This window comes from Streptomyces sp. NPDC005774 (genome assembly GCF_042871645.1).
Lineage (GTDB): Bacteria > Actinomycetota > Actinomycetes > Streptomycetales > Streptomycetaceae > Streptomyces > Streptomyces pratens.
Map to the genome: position 1 here is coordinate 1 of NZ_JBIAIV010000005.1, position 15,813 is coordinate 15,813.

Annotated in this window: 14 protein-coding genes; 6 read left to right on the top strand and 8 right to left on the bottom strand. The window is 70.0% G+C overall.

Translation table 11 applies throughout. From position 1 onward, the window contains the following. Positions 1–394: 394 nt before the first annotated feature. Entirely contained in the window at positions 395–1,036 is a 642-nt protein-coding gene (locus ACFYQA_RS06515) for a DNA-3-methyladenine glycosylase (RefSeq protein ID WP_388912410.1), read from the bottom strand. 162 nt (positions 1,037–1,198) lie between these two features. Here ACFYQA_RS06515 and ACFYQA_RS06520 point away from each other — a divergent pair, with 162 nt between their 5' ends. From ACFYQA_RS06520 to ACFYQA_RS06530, 3 genes are all read left to right on the top strand, one after another. Continuing rightward, complete coding sequence (locus tag ACFYQA_RS06520) at positions 1,199–1,981, top strand: sporulation protein (RefSeq protein WP_388912413.1); 783 nt, start codon at positions 1,199–1,201, stop codon at positions 1,979–1,981. A gap of 44 nt (positions 1,982–2,025) precedes the next feature. Beyond that, positions 2,026–2,565 (top strand): YbhB/YbcL family Raf kinase inhibitor-like protein, encoded by a 540-nt coding sequence (locus tag ACFYQA_RS06525; RefSeq protein WP_388912416.1) that lies wholly within the window; start codon positions 2,026–2,028, stop codon positions 2,563–2,565. Between the two features lie 195 nt (positions 2,566–2,760). After that, positions 2,761–3,267, top strand: a complete 507-nt coding sequence (locus ACFYQA_RS06530; RefSeq protein WP_388912419.1) for an HNH endonuclease — start codon at positions 2,761–2,763, stop codon at positions 3,265–3,267. 145 nt (positions 3,268–3,412) lie between these two features. Here the strand turns inward: ACFYQA_RS06530 and ACFYQA_RS06535 are convergent, their stop codons facing one another. The 3 genes from ACFYQA_RS06535 to ACFYQA_RS06545 all read right to left on the bottom strand — a co-directional run bounded on the left by ACFYQA_RS06535 (position 3,413) and on the right by ACFYQA_RS06545 (position 5,954). Beyond that, positions 3,413–4,369: an SPFH domain-containing protein gene (locus tag ACFYQA_RS06535; RefSeq protein WP_388912422.1), complete on the bottom strand. Its 957-nt coding sequence runs from the start codon at positions 4,367–4,369 to the stop codon at positions 3,413–3,415. A 181-nt stretch (positions 4,370–4,550) separates the two neighbouring features. Next, positions 4,551–4,982, bottom strand: coding sequence for an NfeD family protein (locus tag ACFYQA_RS06540; protein WP_386395924.1), 432 nt, complete (start codon positions 4,980–4,982; stop codon positions 4,551–4,553). Positions 4,983–5,156: 174 nt separating this feature from the next. Next, the gene (locus tag ACFYQA_RS06545) at positions 5,157–5,954 is read right to left on the bottom strand and encodes an ABC transporter ATP-binding protein (RefSeq protein ID WP_332426432.1); all 798 of its coding nucleotides are present in this window, start codon (positions 5,952–5,954) and stop codon (positions 5,157–5,159) included. Positions 5,955–6,105: 151 nt separating this feature from the next. Here ACFYQA_RS06545 and ACFYQA_RS06550 point away from each other — a divergent pair, with 151 nt between their 5' ends. Continuing rightward, the gene (locus ACFYQA_RS06550) at positions 6,106–6,894 is read left to right on the top strand and encodes a hypothetical protein (protein ID WP_386395922.1); all 789 of its coding nucleotides are present in this window, start codon (positions 6,106–6,108) and stop codon (positions 6,892–6,894) included. Positions 6,895–7,022: 128 nt separating this feature from the next. On the opposite strand, the gene ACFYQA_RS06555 is transcribed toward ACFYQA_RS06550, so the two are convergent. From ACFYQA_RS06555 to ACFYQA_RS06565, 3 genes are all read right to left on the bottom strand, one after another. Then, positions 7,023–7,268 carry a chaplin gene (locus ACFYQA_RS06555; protein ID WP_381210325.1) on the bottom strand — a complete coding sequence of 82 codons (246 nt, stop codon included), beginning with the start codon at positions 7,266–7,268 and terminating at the stop codon, positions 7,023–7,025. Between the two features lie 410 nt (positions 7,269–7,678). Continuing rightward, the gene (locus ACFYQA_RS06560) at positions 7,679–8,320 is read right to left on the bottom strand and encodes a response regulator transcription factor (RefSeq protein ID WP_360036891.1); all 642 of its coding nucleotides are present in this window, start codon (positions 8,318–8,320) and stop codon (positions 7,679–7,681) included. Beyond that, positions 8,313–9,494: a GAF domain-containing sensor histidine kinase gene (locus ACFYQA_RS06565; RefSeq protein ID WP_388912428.1), complete on the bottom strand. Its 1,182-nt coding sequence runs from the start codon at positions 9,492–9,494 to the stop codon at positions 8,313–8,315. The genes ACFYQA_RS06560 and ACFYQA_RS06565 overlap by 8 nt, the downstream gene beginning before the upstream one ends. Positions 9,495–9,958: 464 nt before the next feature. Here ACFYQA_RS06565 and ACFYQA_RS06570 point away from each other — a divergent pair, with 464 nt between their 5' ends. After that, positions 9,959–10,750, top strand: a complete 792-nt coding sequence (locus ACFYQA_RS06570) for a transglycosylase SLT domain-containing protein (RefSeq protein WP_388912431.1) — start codon at positions 9,959–9,961, stop codon at positions 10,748–10,750. A gap of 141 nt (positions 10,751–10,891) precedes the next feature. Here ACFYQA_RS06570 and ACFYQA_RS06575 read toward each other — a convergent pair whose 3' ends face one another. After that, the gene (locus tag ACFYQA_RS06575; protein WP_388912999.1) at positions 10,892–13,399 is read right to left on the bottom strand and encodes an FHA domain-containing protein; all 2,508 of its coding nucleotides are present in this window, start codon (positions 13,397–13,399) and stop codon (positions 10,892–10,894) included. Positions 13,400–13,638: 239 nt separating this feature from the next. On the opposite strand from ACFYQA_RS06575, the gene ACFYQA_RS06580 reads away from it, so the two are divergent. Beyond that, positions 13,639–15,702, top strand: coding sequence for a streptophobe family protein (locus tag ACFYQA_RS06580; RefSeq protein WP_388912434.1), 2,064 nt, complete (start codon positions 13,639–13,641; stop codon positions 15,700–15,702). The last annotated feature ends 111 nt before the right edge of the window (positions 15,703–15,813 follow it).

The following is a 15,813-nucleotide window of genomic DNA, read 5'->3' on the forward strand; positions in this document are numbered from 1 at the left end:
CCGGGCGCTTCCCTTCGGTCTTGCGTTTCCGACTCTATCAGATCTTTCCGATCCGATTTCCTCGGGGTTTCGCCTTCCGGGTCTCCGCTTTCGCGTTTTCCCTTTCCGGCGGTTCCGACTCTATCAGACCCTTTCGGGCCTGATTCCCAGTCGATGGGATTGCCGTCACGCTTTGGGCTTTCGCCCGTCGGCCTTTCGGCATTCACTACGCTAGCCGATTCCCTCGCTCGATTCATAATCGAGCTTCACCGGTTCGAAATTCAGGCATGAGGACATGACGAATTCGACCCTCTTGAGGGTGATCTTAAGTAGTGGGTTGACCGCTTCCGGCTGCAGGCGAACGCCGTACCCGGTTCAGCGGCTCGGACCACATTACGCATCTTCCAGGGGAGAGTCAACTTCTTCGGCGCTTCGGGACATGGGCCCGATACGGGCTCACGGTCGGGTCCTCGGCGATCCAGAAGCGCCAGGGGTGCACAGCTCCGTCGCCGGAGACCCCGGTGCGCGGGCCGCTGCGGACCTGATCGGAGGGAACAGAGGTTCCGGTGAGCATCCGCAGCGGGGTGTCGCTCGAGGTGCACACGTCCGTACCGTCCAGGGAACGGTCCACGTCCAGGGCCGTTGCCAGACGGGCCGGGCCTTTGGCCAGTTCCTTGTCGTTACGGGCCGAGAGTCGACGGGTGCGGGCGAGCTCGGCGCCCTCGATGATCTCGCCGGCCCGCAGGAGTACCCCGCTCGCCCGGTGCTCGGGCCCGCACACCAGGTTCATGCAGAACCACATGCCATAGGTGAAGTAAACGTATACATGGCCGGGCGGACCGAACATCACGCCGTTGCGGGCGGTGCGACCCCGGTAGGCGTGGGAGCCGGGATCGTTGGGGCCGTCGTACGCCTCGACCTCCGTCAGGCGGAGGGCTATCGGACCGTCCGGCGTGCTACGCACGACGAGCCGACCGAGCAGGTCGGGGGCGACCTCGAGGACGGGGCGGTCGAAGAACTCCCTGGGCAGGGGCGTACGGTCGGGGGTCGCGATCATGGCGCCCGAGAGTACTCCAGGCGGGTTCCGCCACGGGGTGGTCACAGAGCACCGTGCTTGCAAGGGTGACGGACACGGAACCGGCCAGAGCCGGATCGCGTTGTTAGGGATCGAAGGTCCACATGTGGCAACGACGCGATAGAGAACGACAAGGGGAGAGACATGGCGTTCAAGAAGCTGCTCGCGAGCCTGGGAGCCGGCGGGGCTTCGGTCGAGACGGTGCTGCACGAGGTCAACGTCGTTCCGGGTGGGGTCGTCCAGGGTGAGGTACGGATCCAGGGCGGGTCCGTGAATCAGCGGATCGAGGGTCTGGCGGTCGGGCTGCAGGCGAAGGTCGAGGTCGAGAGCGGCGACGAGGAGTTCAAGCAGAACATCAAGTTCGCCAAGTCACAGCTCGGTGGCGCCTTCGAGCTCCAGGCGGACGCCGTGCACGCGGTCCCGTTCGGCTTGGAGATCCCCTGGGAGACGCCGATCACGACGATCGACGGACAGCCGCTGCGCGGGATGAACATCGGTGTGACCACCGAACTCGCGATCGCGCGGGCCGTGGACTCCGGTGACCTGGACCCGATCAGTGTGCACCCGCTGCCGGCACAGAAGGCGATTCTGGACGCGTTCATCCAGCTGGGCTTCCGGTTCAAGAGCGCGGACATGGAGCGCGGCCATGTCCGGGGCACTCGGCAGAAGCTGCCCTTCTACCAGGAGATCGAGTTCTTCCCGCCGCAGCAGTACCACGGGCTGCAGCAGGTCGAGCTGACCTTCGTGGCCGACGACCAGGCGATGGATGTCGTGCTGGAGATGGACAAGAAGCCCGGTCTGTTCAGTGAGGGCAGCGACACCTTCCGGTCCTTCAAGGTGGGGCTGAACGACTACCAGGGCACCGACTGGGCCGCCTACCTCAACCAGTGGCTGTCGGAGGTCGGCAGCAAGCGGAACTGGTTCTAGGCTCGGTTCCCACCGAACGTAGGCGATCAGCAGGAGGTACCGAGGTGACCGAGCTCGAGCGACGTCCGCTCCCCCATGCCTTCCACCCGCCCGTACCGTCGTTCACGGTGACGAGCGGGGAGGTCCAGGAGGGCGCGACGCTCCAGGAAGCCCAGGTGCAGACGGGCGGCAACACCTCGCCGCAGTTGCGCTGGACGGGCTTCCCGCCGGAGACCAGGAGCTTCGCCGTGACCTGCTACGACCCGGACGCCCCGACGGGGAGCGGGTTCTGGCACTGGGTGGTGTTCGACATCCCGGCCTCGGTGACCGAACTGCCGACCGGGGCGGGCAGCGGCGGGTTCGAGGGGCTGCCCGAGGGCGCGATTCAGGCGCGCAACGACTACGGCACCAAGGACTTCGGCGGTGCGGCGCCGCCGCCCGGTGACGGACCGCACCGGTATGTGTTCACGGTGTACGCGGTGGATCAGGAGAAGCTCGGTCCGGACTCGGACGCGTCCCCTGCGGCCGTGGGCTTCAACCTGCGGTTCCACACGCTCGCGCGGGCCCAGCTGATCGGTGAGTACGAGGTGCCCGCCGGCTCCTGACCCGATCCCGGCGTTCACGGAACGTTTGCCCGCCCCTGGTCTTGGAATTGATCAGGGGCGGGCATTTTTGTTGCCGGGGGCGGGGGACACCTCCCGTGAAGCAGCAGATATTGCGTTGTCCATCTCGGCGTGCCCGGCCAGAGTTGATCCCAGTCCGCCGAGGGGTGGGCCGGTGGGCACGGAAGGTGGGCTGACATGCGGGACACGCTGGTACTGAACGCGAGCTTCGAGCCGTTGTCGACGGTGACGTTGAACCGAGCCGTCGTTCTGGTGCTTCAGGACAAGGCGGTCGTCGAGCAGGCCCATCCCGAGCTGCGGATGCGGGGAGCCGCGGTCGACATACCGGCGCCGCGGGTGATCAGGCTCTGCCAATACGTCAGGGTGCCGTTCCGAAGACGGGCGCCATGGTCGAGGCGGGGTGTGCTGGTGCGTGACCGGAACCGGTGCGCGTACTGCGGGCGGCGGGCCACCACCGTGGACCACGTGGTACCGCGGTCGCACGGTGGTCGGGACACCTGGCTGAATACGGTGGCCTCGTGCACGGAGGACAATCACCGCAAGGCGAACCGGACTCCGGAGCAGGCGGGGATGCCACTGCTGCGGCAGCCGTTCGAGCCGACTCCGGCGGACGCGATGCTGCTGGCGCTGGGGCGGGATGACTTGGACGCGCTGCCGGAGTGGCTGGCTCAGCCCGCGGCCTAGAACTGCTTCTCGTACGAGTACGGCGGGGCCCGCTTCCCTCGGGAAGCGGGCCCCGCCGTACTGCCGGCCGCGTACTGCCGGCCGCGTACTGCCGGCCGCGTACTGCCGGCCGCGTTCTGCTCGGCGCGTACTGCCCGTCGTCGGGTCAGTCGATGGAGGGCTTCTCCCGGCGTTCCGTGGTGGCGCCCGAGTTGCCGTTGCCACCGTCCTGGCCGCCGCCACCACCGAAGCCACCGAAGTTGCCCATGGCGCCGGACAGGCCCTTGAGCGCGTCGCCGATCTCGCTGGGGACGATCCAGAGCTTGTTGGCGTTGCCCTCGGCGATCTTCGGGAGCATCTGGAGGTACTGGTAGGAGAGCAGCTTCTGGTCGGGGTCGCCCGCGTGGATCGCCTCGAAGACCGTGCGGACGGCCTGGGCCTCACCCTCGGCCCGGAGGGCAGCGGCCTTGGCCTCACCCTCGGCGCGCAGGATCTGGGACTGCTTCTCGCCCTCGGCGCGCAGGATCTCGGACTGCCGGACGCCTTCGGCCTGGAGGATCGCGGCGCGCTTGTCGCGGTCGGCGCGCATCTGCTTCTCCATCGAGTCCTGGATGGAGGTGGGCGGCTCGATCGCCTTGAGCTCGACGCGGTTGACGCGGATGCCCCACTTGCCGGTGGCTTCGTCGAGGACCCCGCGCAGCGCCGCGTTGATCTCCTCGCGGGAGGTCAGGGTGCGCTCGAGGTCCATGCCGCCGATGATGTTGCGCAGAGTGGTGACGGTGAGCTGCTCGATCGCCTGGATGTAGCTGGCGACCTCGTAGGTCGCGGCCCGCGCGTCGGTCACCTGGTAGTAGATGACGGTGTCGATGTTGACGACCAGGTTGTCCTGGGTGATCACCGGCTGGGGCGGGAACGGGACGACCTGTTCCCGCAGGTCGATCCGGTTGCGGATGGTGTCGATGAACGGGACGACGATGTTGAGGCCCGCGTTGAGCGTGCGTGTGTAGCGGCCGAAGCGCTCGACGATGGCCGCGCTTGCCTGCGGGATGACTTGGATCGTCTTGATCAGGGCGATGAAGACCAACACCACCAGGATGATCAGAACGATGATGACCGGTTCCATCGTCGGTTCCCCGTACCCTTCTTCGTCTCGGCGCCTTCGGAAGATCTTATGCCTGCTGAAGATCTTGCTGGTCGAGTCTGCCAGACCGTAGTACAACTCGCTGGCGGTTCAGTCCAGTTGTTGTCCCGTGGGAGCACGTCGTACGAGGTCGATCGCGCAGGTCGTGCGGTCGGTCGTGCGGTCACATGACGATCGCCGTGGCTCCCTCGATCTCCACGACGTCCACTTCCTGGCCGGCTTCGAAGACACGGCCGGAGTCGAGGGCGCGTGCCGACCAGACCTCGCCGGCGAGTTTGATCCGGCCGCCGGAGCCGTCCACCCGCTCCAGTACGACCGCCTGTTTGCCCTTCAAGGCATCCACGCCGGTGGCGTGTTGGGGGCGTTGTGCGCGTTGTCGCTTCGCGATGGGCCGTACGACGGCGATGAGAGCGGTCGAGACGACGGCGAAGACCACGACCTGGAGCACGGCACCGCCACCGAAGATTCCGGAGACCACCGCGGCGGCGACTGCGCCCACCGCGAGCATGCCGAGTTCGGGCATCGCGGTGATCACCAGCGCGATGCCGAGTACAGCCGCGCCGATCAGCCACCAGAGCCATGCGTCGATGTCCACATCGTCATGGTAGGACCGCGCACCCGGTTACCGACAGAGCACCGGGGTGTGAACGGACCTTCTCGGCCCGGTTCTTGAGGGGGACCTGTCCTGGCGCGTTCCTGAACTCCTGGGTCTGCTCCCTGAATCCTCCCAAGAACAGAGCCGGGCCGGGCCCGGTTCGGGTCGCCGGTCTCAGGCCATCGGGAGGCCCTGTGCGGTCCAGCGGTCGCCGACCTGCTCCACGACCAGCGGAAGGCCGAAGCAGAGGGAGAGGTTGCGTGAGGTGAGCTCGAGTTCCAGCGGGCCGGCGGCGAGGACCTTGCCCTGACGGATCATCAGCACGTGGGTGAAGCCGGGGGCGATCTCCTCGACGTGGTGCGTGACCATGAGCATGGAGGGGGCGATCGGGTCGCGGGCGAGGCGGCCGAGACGGCGTACGAGGTCCTCCCGGCCTCCGAGGTCGAGGCCGGCGGCGGGCTCGTCGAGGAGCAGCAGCTCCGGGTCGGTCATCAGCGCGCGGGCGATGAGGGTGCGCTTGCGCTCGCCCTCGGAGAGGGTGCCGAAGGTGCGGTCCACGAACTCGGACATGCCCAGACGGTCGAGGAAGGCGTGGGCGCGCTGCTCGTCGACCTCCTCGTACTCCTCCTGCCAGCCGGCGGTCATGCCGTAGGCGGCGGTCAGTACGGTCTGCAGGACCGTCTGGTTCTTGGGGAGCTTGTCGGCCATGCCGTTGCCGGCGATGCCGATGCGCGGGCGCAGTTCGAAGACGTCGGTGCCGGGGGTGCCGAGGGTCTCGCCGAGAACGGTGGCGGTGCCGCTGCTGGGGAACAGGTAACTGGAGGCGATATTGAGGAGAGTGGTCTTGCCGGCGCCGTTGGGGCCGAGGATGACCCAGCGCTCGCCCTCCTTGACCGACCAGGACACCTGGTCCACCAGAGCCCGGCCCTCGCGGACCACGGATACGTCCTGAAGCTCCAGAACATCGCTCATGAGCGCGTTGTCTCCCCTTGCAGTGTGGCCGGGTCTCGGCTGTGTCGTACGCCTGTGATCGGTCCGCCGCCCCCGTGGGCGCAGCCCTCCATGAAATCTACGCCACCGGTCGGCCCGGACATCCCATAGGTCCTGTCCTTAGGGTGGAGGCATGCTCTCGGAACCACGTTCAGGACGTCTCACCTCATGGGGAAATGCCCTTTTCTCCGGTCTTGTCTCCCCTGATGACGCCGTGCTCGCCATCGTCGGCGACGACGCGGTGCACCGGGTGGAGGGGTTGCCGGGCGAGCCCGCGCCGGTGGGCCTCACGCTGGCGCTGGGCCGGCTGCGGGCGCTCGGGGTGACCGGGCTGCGGATCGCGCTGCCCACTCCTGGGCATCCGCTGGGGCTGAGCGGGCCGCCGGAGTTCAACGCGCGGGCGCTGGAGGCCGGGGAGGCGGTGGTCGGTCACGGGGCCGCCCTGGGGTTGGTGCCCCAGGTCCGGGAGGCCGGGCCCGAGGGTGATGTACATGTGGAGGTCGTCTGGCACTGCCTGCCGGTACGGGAGGCACCGCCCGCCGATGTGCCCTCGCTCGGCGAGGCGGAGCGGGAGCTGGCGGAGGCGCTGCGGGAGGCGACCGAGGTCCTGACGCGGCTGGACGTGGCCGGGTCGGGGCCGGTGGCCGAGGCGGCGCTCGACGCCTACCGGGCGCGGGTGGAGCCGGGGCGTCAGGTGCTGGCACCGGGATATCCGCCGCGGGCGGTGCGGGTGCTGGAGCTGGCGCAGCGGGTCGGGGCGCTGGTTTCGCTGGCCCGTACGAACGGGCACGGGGGCGCGGTGAGCGCGTCGGAGATGGCGGCCCGCGGGGAGGCTCTGCGTCCAGTGGAGCGGACGGCCCGGCGGGCGCAGGTCGCCGCGTACGGCTCCGTGGTGGAGGAGCGGGAGCGGGGCGTCGGGTGAGTGCCGGTTCGTCGGTGACCGGGAGAACGGCCCTTGTGCCCCCGGTGCCCCGGACAGCGACGACCATGCCGACCGGCCTCCCGGGTGAGGCCGGGAGGCCGGGGTCGTCACCGGTTCGGTGACAGGCGTCAGCCGTTGACCGCCACGTTGCCGAAGGCGGGGTTCAGCAGGCCGATCACGTTGACGCTGTTACCGGACACGTTGACCGGGACGTCGACCGGGACCTGGATGACGTTGCCCGAGACGACGCCCGGGGAGCCCACGGCCGTACCGTCGGCGTGCGCGCCGTCGGTGGCGGAGGCCATGCCCGTACCGGCGGCGAGCAGTCCGCCGGCCACCATCGTCACGGCCGCTGCCTTCTTCAGGTTCTTCACTTTCCGAGCCCTCCTCGCGGTCCCCGCGGCAGGCGCCGCGGTACGTACGGGACAACGGCGGGGGGCGAAGAAGGATGCGCCATCTGGGCGGCATTCCCACGACAGTATGAATCTCGGACCGGAGGGGAACCATCCGCACGGCGCCGGGCGTCACGCACCCGGCCGCCAGGCGGCCAGGCCGGTGCGGCGGATCAAGTCGGAGGCAACCGGTGGTATCCGTCCGACCAGGGTGAGCGAGAACTGGTGCGTTCAGCTGCAAGGCCGAGGAGGGCGTCGACGCGACGGGGTCCCCCTGCTCGAAGAGCTCGGGGGAGAGCATGCCGGCCCCACGTCTGCGGCATGATCCGCCGGACAGGCCCTGGTCGGGCCCTCGGGCGTCCGGAAGCACCCGAGGGCCCGGGCTCAGGTGCTCAGGTGCTCAGCCCGTGGCGTACGGCCCACAGGGCGGCCTGGGTGCGGTCCGACAGGTCGAGTTTCATCAGGATGTTCGAGACGTGGGTCTTCACGGTCTTCTCGGAGAGCACGAGGGCTCGGGCGATCTCCCGGTTGGAGCGTCCGTCCGCTATGAGGCCGAGCACCTCGCGTTCCCGCTCCGTGAGCGAACCGGCGCGGCCCTGACCGGAGTGGGTCTCCTCCTGGGCCAGCAGGGCACCGGCGACCTCGGCCTGGAGAAGGACGTGTCCGGCGTGCACGGAGCGGATGGCCCCGGCGAGCGCGTCGGGGTCGATGTCCTTGTACACGTATCCGGCGGCGCCCGCGCGCAGGGCCGGGACCACGGTGCGCTGCTCGGTGAAGCTGGTGACGATCAGCACGCGCGCGCGGTGGTCCAGTTCGCGGAGCCGGCGCAGGGCGTCCACCCCGTCCATGCCCGGCATCCTGACGTCCATCAGGATCACGTCGGGCCGCAGTTCGCCGGCGAGGGCGACTCCTTCGGCGCCGTCCGCGGCCTCGCCGACGACCTCGATGTCGTCCTGCACCTCCAGGAAGGTGCGCAGGCCCCGACGGACCACCTGGTGGTCGTCGACCAGCAGCACCCTGATCGCGTCAGCCACCGGGAACCTCCATCTCGATCGTGGCGCCCTTGCCGGGCGCCGATTCCACGGTCAGGCTGCCGCCGGCCCCGCTCGCCCGGTCGCGCATCGAGACCAGACCGAGGTGGCGTCCCGCGCGGCGGATGATCCCCGGGGCGAAGCCCTTGCCGTCGTCGGCGACCCGCAGGACGGCCCCGTTGCCCCTGCGTTCCAGGGTGACGTCGACCTGGTCGGCCTCAGCGTGCCGCAGCGCGTTGTGCAGCGCCTCCTGGGCCACACGCAGCACCGCTTCCTCCTGGGTGGCGGGCAGGGCGCGCACACCCTCGCAGGTGAAGGTCACGCGCGCGCTGTGCGCCCGGTCGAGGACCTGGACCTGGGTGCGGAGGGTGGCGACGAGACCGTCCTCGTCGAGGGCCGCGGGGCGCAGCTCGACGACCGCGGCGCGCAGCTCCTCGGCGGCCTCGGCCGCGAGTGCGGCGACCTGCTGGAGTTCCCCCTTGGCCCGGGACGGATCGCGGTCCACGAGGCGGGCGGCCGCCTGGGCGGTCAGGCGCAGGGAGAACAGTTTCTGGCTGACGGCGTCGTGGAGCTCGTGTGCGAGGCGGGAGCGTTCCTCGGCGATGGTCAGTTCGCGGCTGCGTTCGTAGAGCCGGGCGTTGGTGAGGGCGATCGCGGCGTGCTGGGCCAGGATGCCGAGGACGTCCTCGTCGTCCTGGGTGAATCCGCAGACGCCGTCCGGCTCGGGACCGTCCGAGGCCTGGGACGGGTGTCCCCCCACAGGCCTCAGCTTGTTGGCGAGGAAGAGGGCGCCGATGACCTCGTCGCCGTCGCGGATGGGCAGGCCCAGGAAGTCGACCAGGTCGGGGTGGGCGCTGGGCCAGCCCCCGAAGCGGGGATCCTTGCGCACGTCGGCGAGGCGCTGGGGCCCGTCCTCGCGCAGCATCGCGGCGAGCACGCCGTGCTGGCGCGGGAGGGGGCCGATGGCCTTCCACTGACCGTCGCTGACGCCGTCGACGACGAACTGGGCGAAGCCGCCGTGGTCGTCGGGGACACCGAGCGCGGCGTACTGCGCGTCGAGCAGCTCACGCGCCGAGGCGACGATCGTCTTGAGGACGTCGCGCACCTCGAGGTGCCTGCTCATGGCCAGCAGCGCGGTGCTCACCGCGGCGAGACCGGACGGGGGACCGTGGCTCATGTCCTCACGGTACCGGCGGGTCCCTCCCCCGCGGATCCGTCCGGTGGCGGCGGTGACCTGGGCCGGAGGTCGTAGGACCTCGGTCCTGCCGGGGCCCTCCGACGGCCTGCCGGAGCACCGGCCAAAACCCCTCACGGAATGACTTGCTCCAGCAACCCTCAGTGAGAACTGCGGGTGCCCGGTGTGAGGCCGGACATAGGGCGCACGTCACGTACGAAGGTGGATAGGAGAGAAAAAACGGGCGTCTCGGCGAGGCGGATAGTCCGATTCGCCCCTCATGCCCTATCTTGATCCACTATCCGCCTTCGTACGTCACACCTTTGCCCCGCTATTTTGCGGCCGCTAAGAATGGCTCCCGTCGCTCAGTGCCGTGGGTTGTCCCCCACGGCGTTCGTGCCGGAAGAAACCCTGCCCCCCACCGGACGTTGAGCGACCTCCGCGCTAGTCGAAGAGGTCTCCCACTCATGTCGAAGAACTTCCTCACCCGTGGTCATACCCGTGCGTTGAACCGCCATCACAAGATCGCCGTCGCCGGTGTCGCCGCCTTCGGTGCCGCCGCCATCGGCTTCTCGGCCACGCCGAGCAACGCGTCGACGACCACCACGAGCGAGGCGGTCCCCGCCACACGGATCTCGTACAGCACCGAGCCGATCAAGGACGTCAAGGGCACCATCACCGACCAGCTGGCCGGCTCCGGTGTGAAGACCGAGCTGATCGCGGCGAAGAAGCAGGCGGCCACCGACATCACGGCCAAGAAGAAGGCCGACGCGGCCGCGGCCAAGAAGAAGGCCGACGCGGCCGACGCGAAGAAGAAGGCCGAGCGGGAGCGCGAGGCCGAGGAAGCGGCCAGCCGCTCCGGCGACCGCCACTGGGGTGGCAAGCGCGGTGAGACCGGCAAGCGCGCCGACGCCGGCAAGCCCGACCGGAAGAGCTACACCGACAACCTCGACGGCTGGATCCGTGAGTCGCTGGACATCATGGAGGCCAAGGGCATCCCGGGCTCCTACCACGGCCTGCACAAGAACATCATCCGGGAGTCCTCGGGCGACCCGAACGCGATCAACGACTGGGACATCAACGCCATCAACGGCATCCCGTCCAAGGGCCTGCTCCAGGTGATCCCGCCGACCTTCCAGGCGTACCACGTGTCCGGCACGTCCTGGAACATCTACGACCCGATCGCCAACATCACCGCCGCCGCCAACTACGCGGCCGACCGCTACGGCACCATCGACAACGTCAACAGCGCGTACTGAGGCCGGCGCGGACCTCTTCTCGCGAACACGTACGCCGAAGGGCGGCACCCCCTGCTGACGGGGTGCCGCCCTTCGGCGTGCGTACAGCGTACGGATGGCGGGGTCACCGCGCGGGTCACCGTCCGCGTGTCACCGCACCGGTCACTTGCGCATGACCTCGGGCTCGTGCCGGCGCAGGAAGCGGGCCACGAAGAAGCCGCAGATCACGCCGAGGGCGATGAGCGCGCCCATGTCCATGAGCCAGGTCCCGGCGGTGTGCTCCCACAGCGGATCGGTGTCGCCCGGCGTCTCCGGTGGGCTGATCAGGTTGAAGTCCAACGTGGCACCGGAGGCGGCGACCGCCCAGCGCGACGGCATCAGGAACGAGAACTGGTTGACGCCGACCGTGCCGTGCAGCGCGAACAGGCAGCCGGTGAACACGACCTGGATGATCGCGAACATCACCAGCAGCGGCATGGTCTTCTCGGCGGTCTTCACCAGCGCAGAGATGATCAGACCGAACATCATCGAGGTGAAGCCCAGCGCCATGATCGGGATGGACAGCTCGAGCAGGGTGAAGCCACCGAGGACCAGCCCCTCCTCGGGAATCTCCCGGCTGGAGAAACCGATGACGCCGACCAGCAGGCCCTGCAGCACGGTGACCATGCCGAGCACGAACACCTTGGACATCAGATACGCCGAGCGGGACAGCCCCGTCGCGCGTTCCCGCTCGTAGATGACCCGTTCCTTGATCAGCTCACGTACGGAGTTCGCGGCGCCGGAGAAGCAGGCGCCGACCGCGAGGATCAGCAGGACCGTGGCGGCGGTGCCGTTGGGACGGATCTGGCCGGCCTGGTTGGGCACGTTCGGCAGCAGCCCCTTGTCGGGGTCGATGAGCAGACTGACCGCGCCGAGAACGGCCGGCAGTATCACCGTCAGGGCGAGGAAGCCCTTGTCGGAGGCGATCACCGAGACGTAGCGGCGCACCAGGGTGACGAACTGCGACATCCAGCCCTGCGGCTTCGGCGGCCGCAGCGCCTGCATCTGGGGGGTCGGTACGGACTGCGGCGCGACCGCGTCGATGTCCGCGGCGTACATCTGGTAGTGCTGCGAGCCCTTCCAGCGGCCCGCCCAGTCGTAGTCGCGATAGTTCTCGAATGCGGAGAAGACGTCGGCCCAGGTGTCGTAGCCGAAGAAGTTCAGTGCCTCGTCGGGCGGGCCGAAGTAGGCGACCGAGCCTCCTGGCGCCATCACCAGGAGCTTGTCGCAGATCGCCAGCTCGGCCACGGAGTGGGTGACCACGAGAACGGTGCGCCCGTCGTCGGCGAGTCCGCGCAGCAACTGCATGACATCGCGGTCCATGCCCGGGTCGAGGCCCGAGGTCGGCTCGTCCAGGAAGATCAGTGACGGCTTGGTGAGCAGCTCCAGTGCCACCGAGACCCGCTTGCGCTGGCCGCCGGAGAGGGACGTGATCTTCTTTTCCTTGTGGATGTCGAGCTTCAGCTCGCGCAGCACCTCGTCGATGCGGGCATCGCGCTCGGCGGCCGTGGTGTCGGCCGGGAAGCGGAGCTTGGCCGCATACTTGAGGGCCTTCTTGACGGTCAGCTCCTTGTGCAGGATGTCGTCCTGCGGGACCAGACCGATGCGCTGGCGCAGCTCGGCGAACTGCTTGTAGAGGTTCCGGTTGTCGTAGAGGACCTCGCCCTGGTCGGCCGGCCGGTACCCGGTGAGCGCCTTGAGCAGGGTCGACTTGCCGGAGCCGGACGGGCCGATGACCGCGATCAGCGACTTCTCGGGCACGCCGAAGGAGACGTCCTTGAGGATCTGCTTGCCGCCGTCGACCGTGACGGTCAGGTGCCGGGCGGAGAAGGACACCTCACCGGTGTCGACGAACTCCTCGAGCCGGTCACCGACGATCCGGAACGTCGAGTGGCCGACGCCGACGATGTCGGCCGGGCCGAGCAGCTGCGTCCCGCCCTTGGCGATCGGCATACCGTTGACGTAGGTGCCGTTGTGCGAGCCCAGGTCGCGGATCTCCATGCGACCGTCGGGCGTCGAGTGGAACTCGGCGTGGTTGCGCGAGACCTGCAGGTCGGAGACGACCAGGTCGTTCTCCAGAGCACGGCCGATCCGCATCACGCGGCCGAGCGAGAACTGGTGGAACGTGGTCGGACTGCGGTCGCCGTACATCGGCGCCGCCCCCGCGGCGCCCCCGGGGCCCTGCTGCTGCGGCACGTGCGGCGCGGGCTGCTGCGGCTGCTGCTGCTGCCAGCCGCCCTGGGCCTGCGCCTGCTGCTGCCCCTGCTGGACCCAGCCCGGGGCCGCCCCCTGCACCCCCTGCGCGGCGTACGGCTGCTGCGGCGAGGCGGCCGGGGCCACGGCGCCGGACAGGGTCACACGCGGCCCGTCGTTCGCGTTGCCCAGGTTCAGCGCCGTGTCGGAGCTGATCTCCAGATGATGGATCCGCTGGCCCTGCGCGAACGTGCCGTTGGTGCTGCCATGGTCCTCGACGACCCAACTGCGCCCGTTGAAGCTGATCGTGACATGACGCCAGGACACCCTGGCATCGTCCACCACGACATCCCCCTGCGGATCGCGTCCCAGGGTGTACGACCTGGACGGATCGAGCGTCCAGGTCCGTCCGTTTGATTCCAGTACGAGTTCCGGCACTCCATGCCCCACTGAGTTGTCCCCCGAATTTCCCCCATCGCAGGGAGTCTAGGGATGTCGAACATCGGGGGGAACTATTTCAGGCTCGGCCCTCCGACCGGAAGTCGGGCCTTGCGAAGCGGACACCCGACGCTTCGGATGCCGCCGTTGACGGCGTTGAAACCGGGCCGGAGAGTGGTAAAGCACGCGAGGGGGACATGCGCGGCCACCTCGCCGCGGAGCGGATCGGGGGGTCTGCCATGAGTGCTGCCACGGGCGTCGGTACCACGGGGCACGGCACGCGCGTGCCGTGGGTGGACGTCGTGATGTCCGCGGTCGCCGGGGTGAGCTGGGCGCTGATCGGGATGGCGGGGACGGCGGTGCTCGGGCTGCGTCTGCTGGACGCGGACTCGGCGGGTTCCCTGGGGCCGATGACGGCCGCGGTGGTGGCACTGGCGGCCGGCGGCTCGGTCACCCCGTCCGGGGATGTGTCGGCGTTCGGGCTGTCGGGTGCGGAGGCGAGTACGGCCGTCGAGCTCACGCCACTGGGGGTGAGTCTGGTCGGTGCGCTGCTGTTGTCGTATTTCTTCCTACGGTCCCTGCGGGCCGCGGGTGCCGTGTTGTCGCCGGCCGAACTCGTCGCCCGCGCGGGCACGGTCGTAGCGCTCTTCGTGGGGATGTCGGGCGGGCTGGTGTGGGCGGGCCATGATGTCGTGACGATCGACGGGGGCGCGCTGGGGCCGGCCGACCTGCCGGGCGGTGGCGGCGGCGGGCCGGCGATTCCGGGGCTGGGGGACCTCGGGGACGTCGGGGGTCTGCTGCCGGACCGGGTCGGCGACCTCGTCGACGCTCAGGCGACGGTCGGGTTCACCGTCGAGACGGTGCCGACCCTGCTCGGCGGCCTGGGCTGGTCGGTCGGCGTCCTGGCCGTCGCGTTGCTCGCGTCCCGGCGCACCCCGCTGCCACGCGGCTGGGAAGCCGTGCACCGGGTCGTACGGCCTGCCGTGTCCGCCCTGGTCATGGTGGGGTTGGTGGCGGTGGCGGCGGGGTACGCGGCGGCGGGGTACGCGGCGATCGACGACGACCATCCCCGGCGGATCGCCGGAGCGGCTCTGCTGGGCGCGCCGAACGGGGTGTGGCTCGGCGTCCCGATCGGGCTGTTCGTGCCCTGGGACGGGCGGGCGACGGGTGCGCTGCTCGGTGTTCTGCCACACCCTGTGGACGACCTGCTGCGCATGGGTTCCGGGCAGCAGGTCACGCTGGCCCGGCTGGCCGGACTCGACGGGCGGGTGTGGCTGCTGGGGGTGGCGGCCGCGGTGATGATGCTGCTGGCCGGTGTGCTGGTCGCGGTACGGACGCCGCTGGAGGCGGCGGCCGGGCCGGGGGATCCGGGTGGCGGGGTGCCGGGCGCGCCCGGCACCGGTGGTGCGGGTGCCCTACGGAAAGGGGGCGCCGCGGGGTTCGCCGGGCGGTGTGCGCTGCGGCTGGGGGTCGCGACGGCGTTGGCCCTGCCTCTGCTGGCCCGGCTGACGGAGGTGTCGGCGAACGCCTCCCTGTCCGTGCTCGGCTTCGACGTGTTCGGCGCGGGCATCGAGCTGCACGGGAACCTCGGCATGGCGCTGCTCATGGGGGCCGTCTGGGGCGCGGGCGCGGGTGCCGTGGGGGCGCTGCTGGCGTGGGCGAGCGGGGCCGCGGGACGGCGGGCGGCACCGCCGGCGCAAGCGGCGGCCCCGGCCCGGGTGGATGTCCGGGCCGGGAAGGACACGGCGGACGCGGCGGGTACAGCGGGCGTCGGCGGCACGGAGGTCGTACGGGGCGCCGGGGCTGTCGGCCCTACGGAAGGCGGGCCGTCGTCCGGGGCGGGAACCGGGCCGTATGCGCCGGGGATGCCGTACCGGCCACCGAATCCGGACACCAACCCCTATTTGACCGTGCCCGAGGAGTTGTGGGGGCCGCAGGACACGCGCCCGCCCGGAGAGGGGCGGCAGCGGCCCGGTCCCCCACCGGCACTCGGTGACATGCGGCCGCCCGGCCGAGCGGCGGGCGAGCCTCCCCGGGACGGCGGTGGACCGGGCGAACCGGGCGCGGGCGAGCCGGGCGACGGCGACATCTCCGATGCTCCTACCGTGATCCGTCCCGTCGAACCGCCTCCGCGTGGCCGGCCCCGGGGCGGGCGGTCCGAGGGCGGGCAGCCCGGGAGCGGCGGGTCCGGGCGTGGTTCCGGGCCCCCGGCCGGGAGGCGGTCGCCGTTGTGGCCGGACGAGGGTCCACCGCCCCCGTCGCCTCCTCCCCCGGCACCGCGCGGGCCCGGTGGCGGACGGTGAGGAAGGCGCGGTGGGGGAGGCTGCATCCGGAGCACGTAAGGTCCGGGACACCTTTGGGTCGCCGAGAGTTCGCTGTCCGCCAGACGGACCTCGGGCGCGCGGGGCACTGCG

Excerpts from the sequence above, each read along its gene's own strand:
- ACFYQA_RS06515 (WP_388912410.1), bottom strand. The coding sequence starts at position 1,036 with ATGATCGCGACCCCCGACCGTACGCCCCTGCCCAGGGAGTTCTTCGAC.
- ACFYQA_RS06520 (WP_388912413.1), top strand. The coding sequence starts at position 1,199 with ATGGCGTTCAAGAAGCTGCTCGCGAGCCTGGGAGCCGGCGGGGCTTCG.
- ACFYQA_RS06530 (WP_388912419.1), top strand. The coding sequence starts at position 2,761 with ATGCGGGACACGCTGGTACTGAACGCGAGCTTCGAGCCGTTGTCGACG.
- ACFYQA_RS06535 (WP_388912422.1), bottom strand. The coding sequence starts at position 4,369 with ATGGAACCGGTCATCATCGTTCTGATCATCCTGGTGGTGTTGGTCTTC.
- ACFYQA_RS06545 (WP_332426432.1), bottom strand. The coding sequence starts at position 5,954 with ATGAGCGATGTTCTGGAGCTTCAGGACGTATCCGTGGTCCGCGAGGGC.
- ACFYQA_RS06550 (WP_386395922.1), top strand. The coding sequence starts at position 6,106 with ATGCTCTCGGAACCACGTTCAGGACGTCTCACCTCATGGGGAAATGCC.
- ACFYQA_RS06565 (WP_388912428.1), bottom strand. The coding sequence starts at position 9,494 with ATGAGCCACGGTCCCCCGTCCGGTCTCGCCGCGGTGAGCACCGCGCTG.
- ACFYQA_RS06570 (WP_388912431.1), top strand. The coding sequence starts at position 9,959 with ATGTCGAAGAACTTCCTCACCCGTGGTCATACCCGTGCGTTGAACCGC.
- ACFYQA_RS06580 (WP_388912434.1), top strand. The coding sequence starts at position 13,639 with ATGAGTGCTGCCACGGGCGTCGGTACCACGGGGCACGGCACGCGCGTG.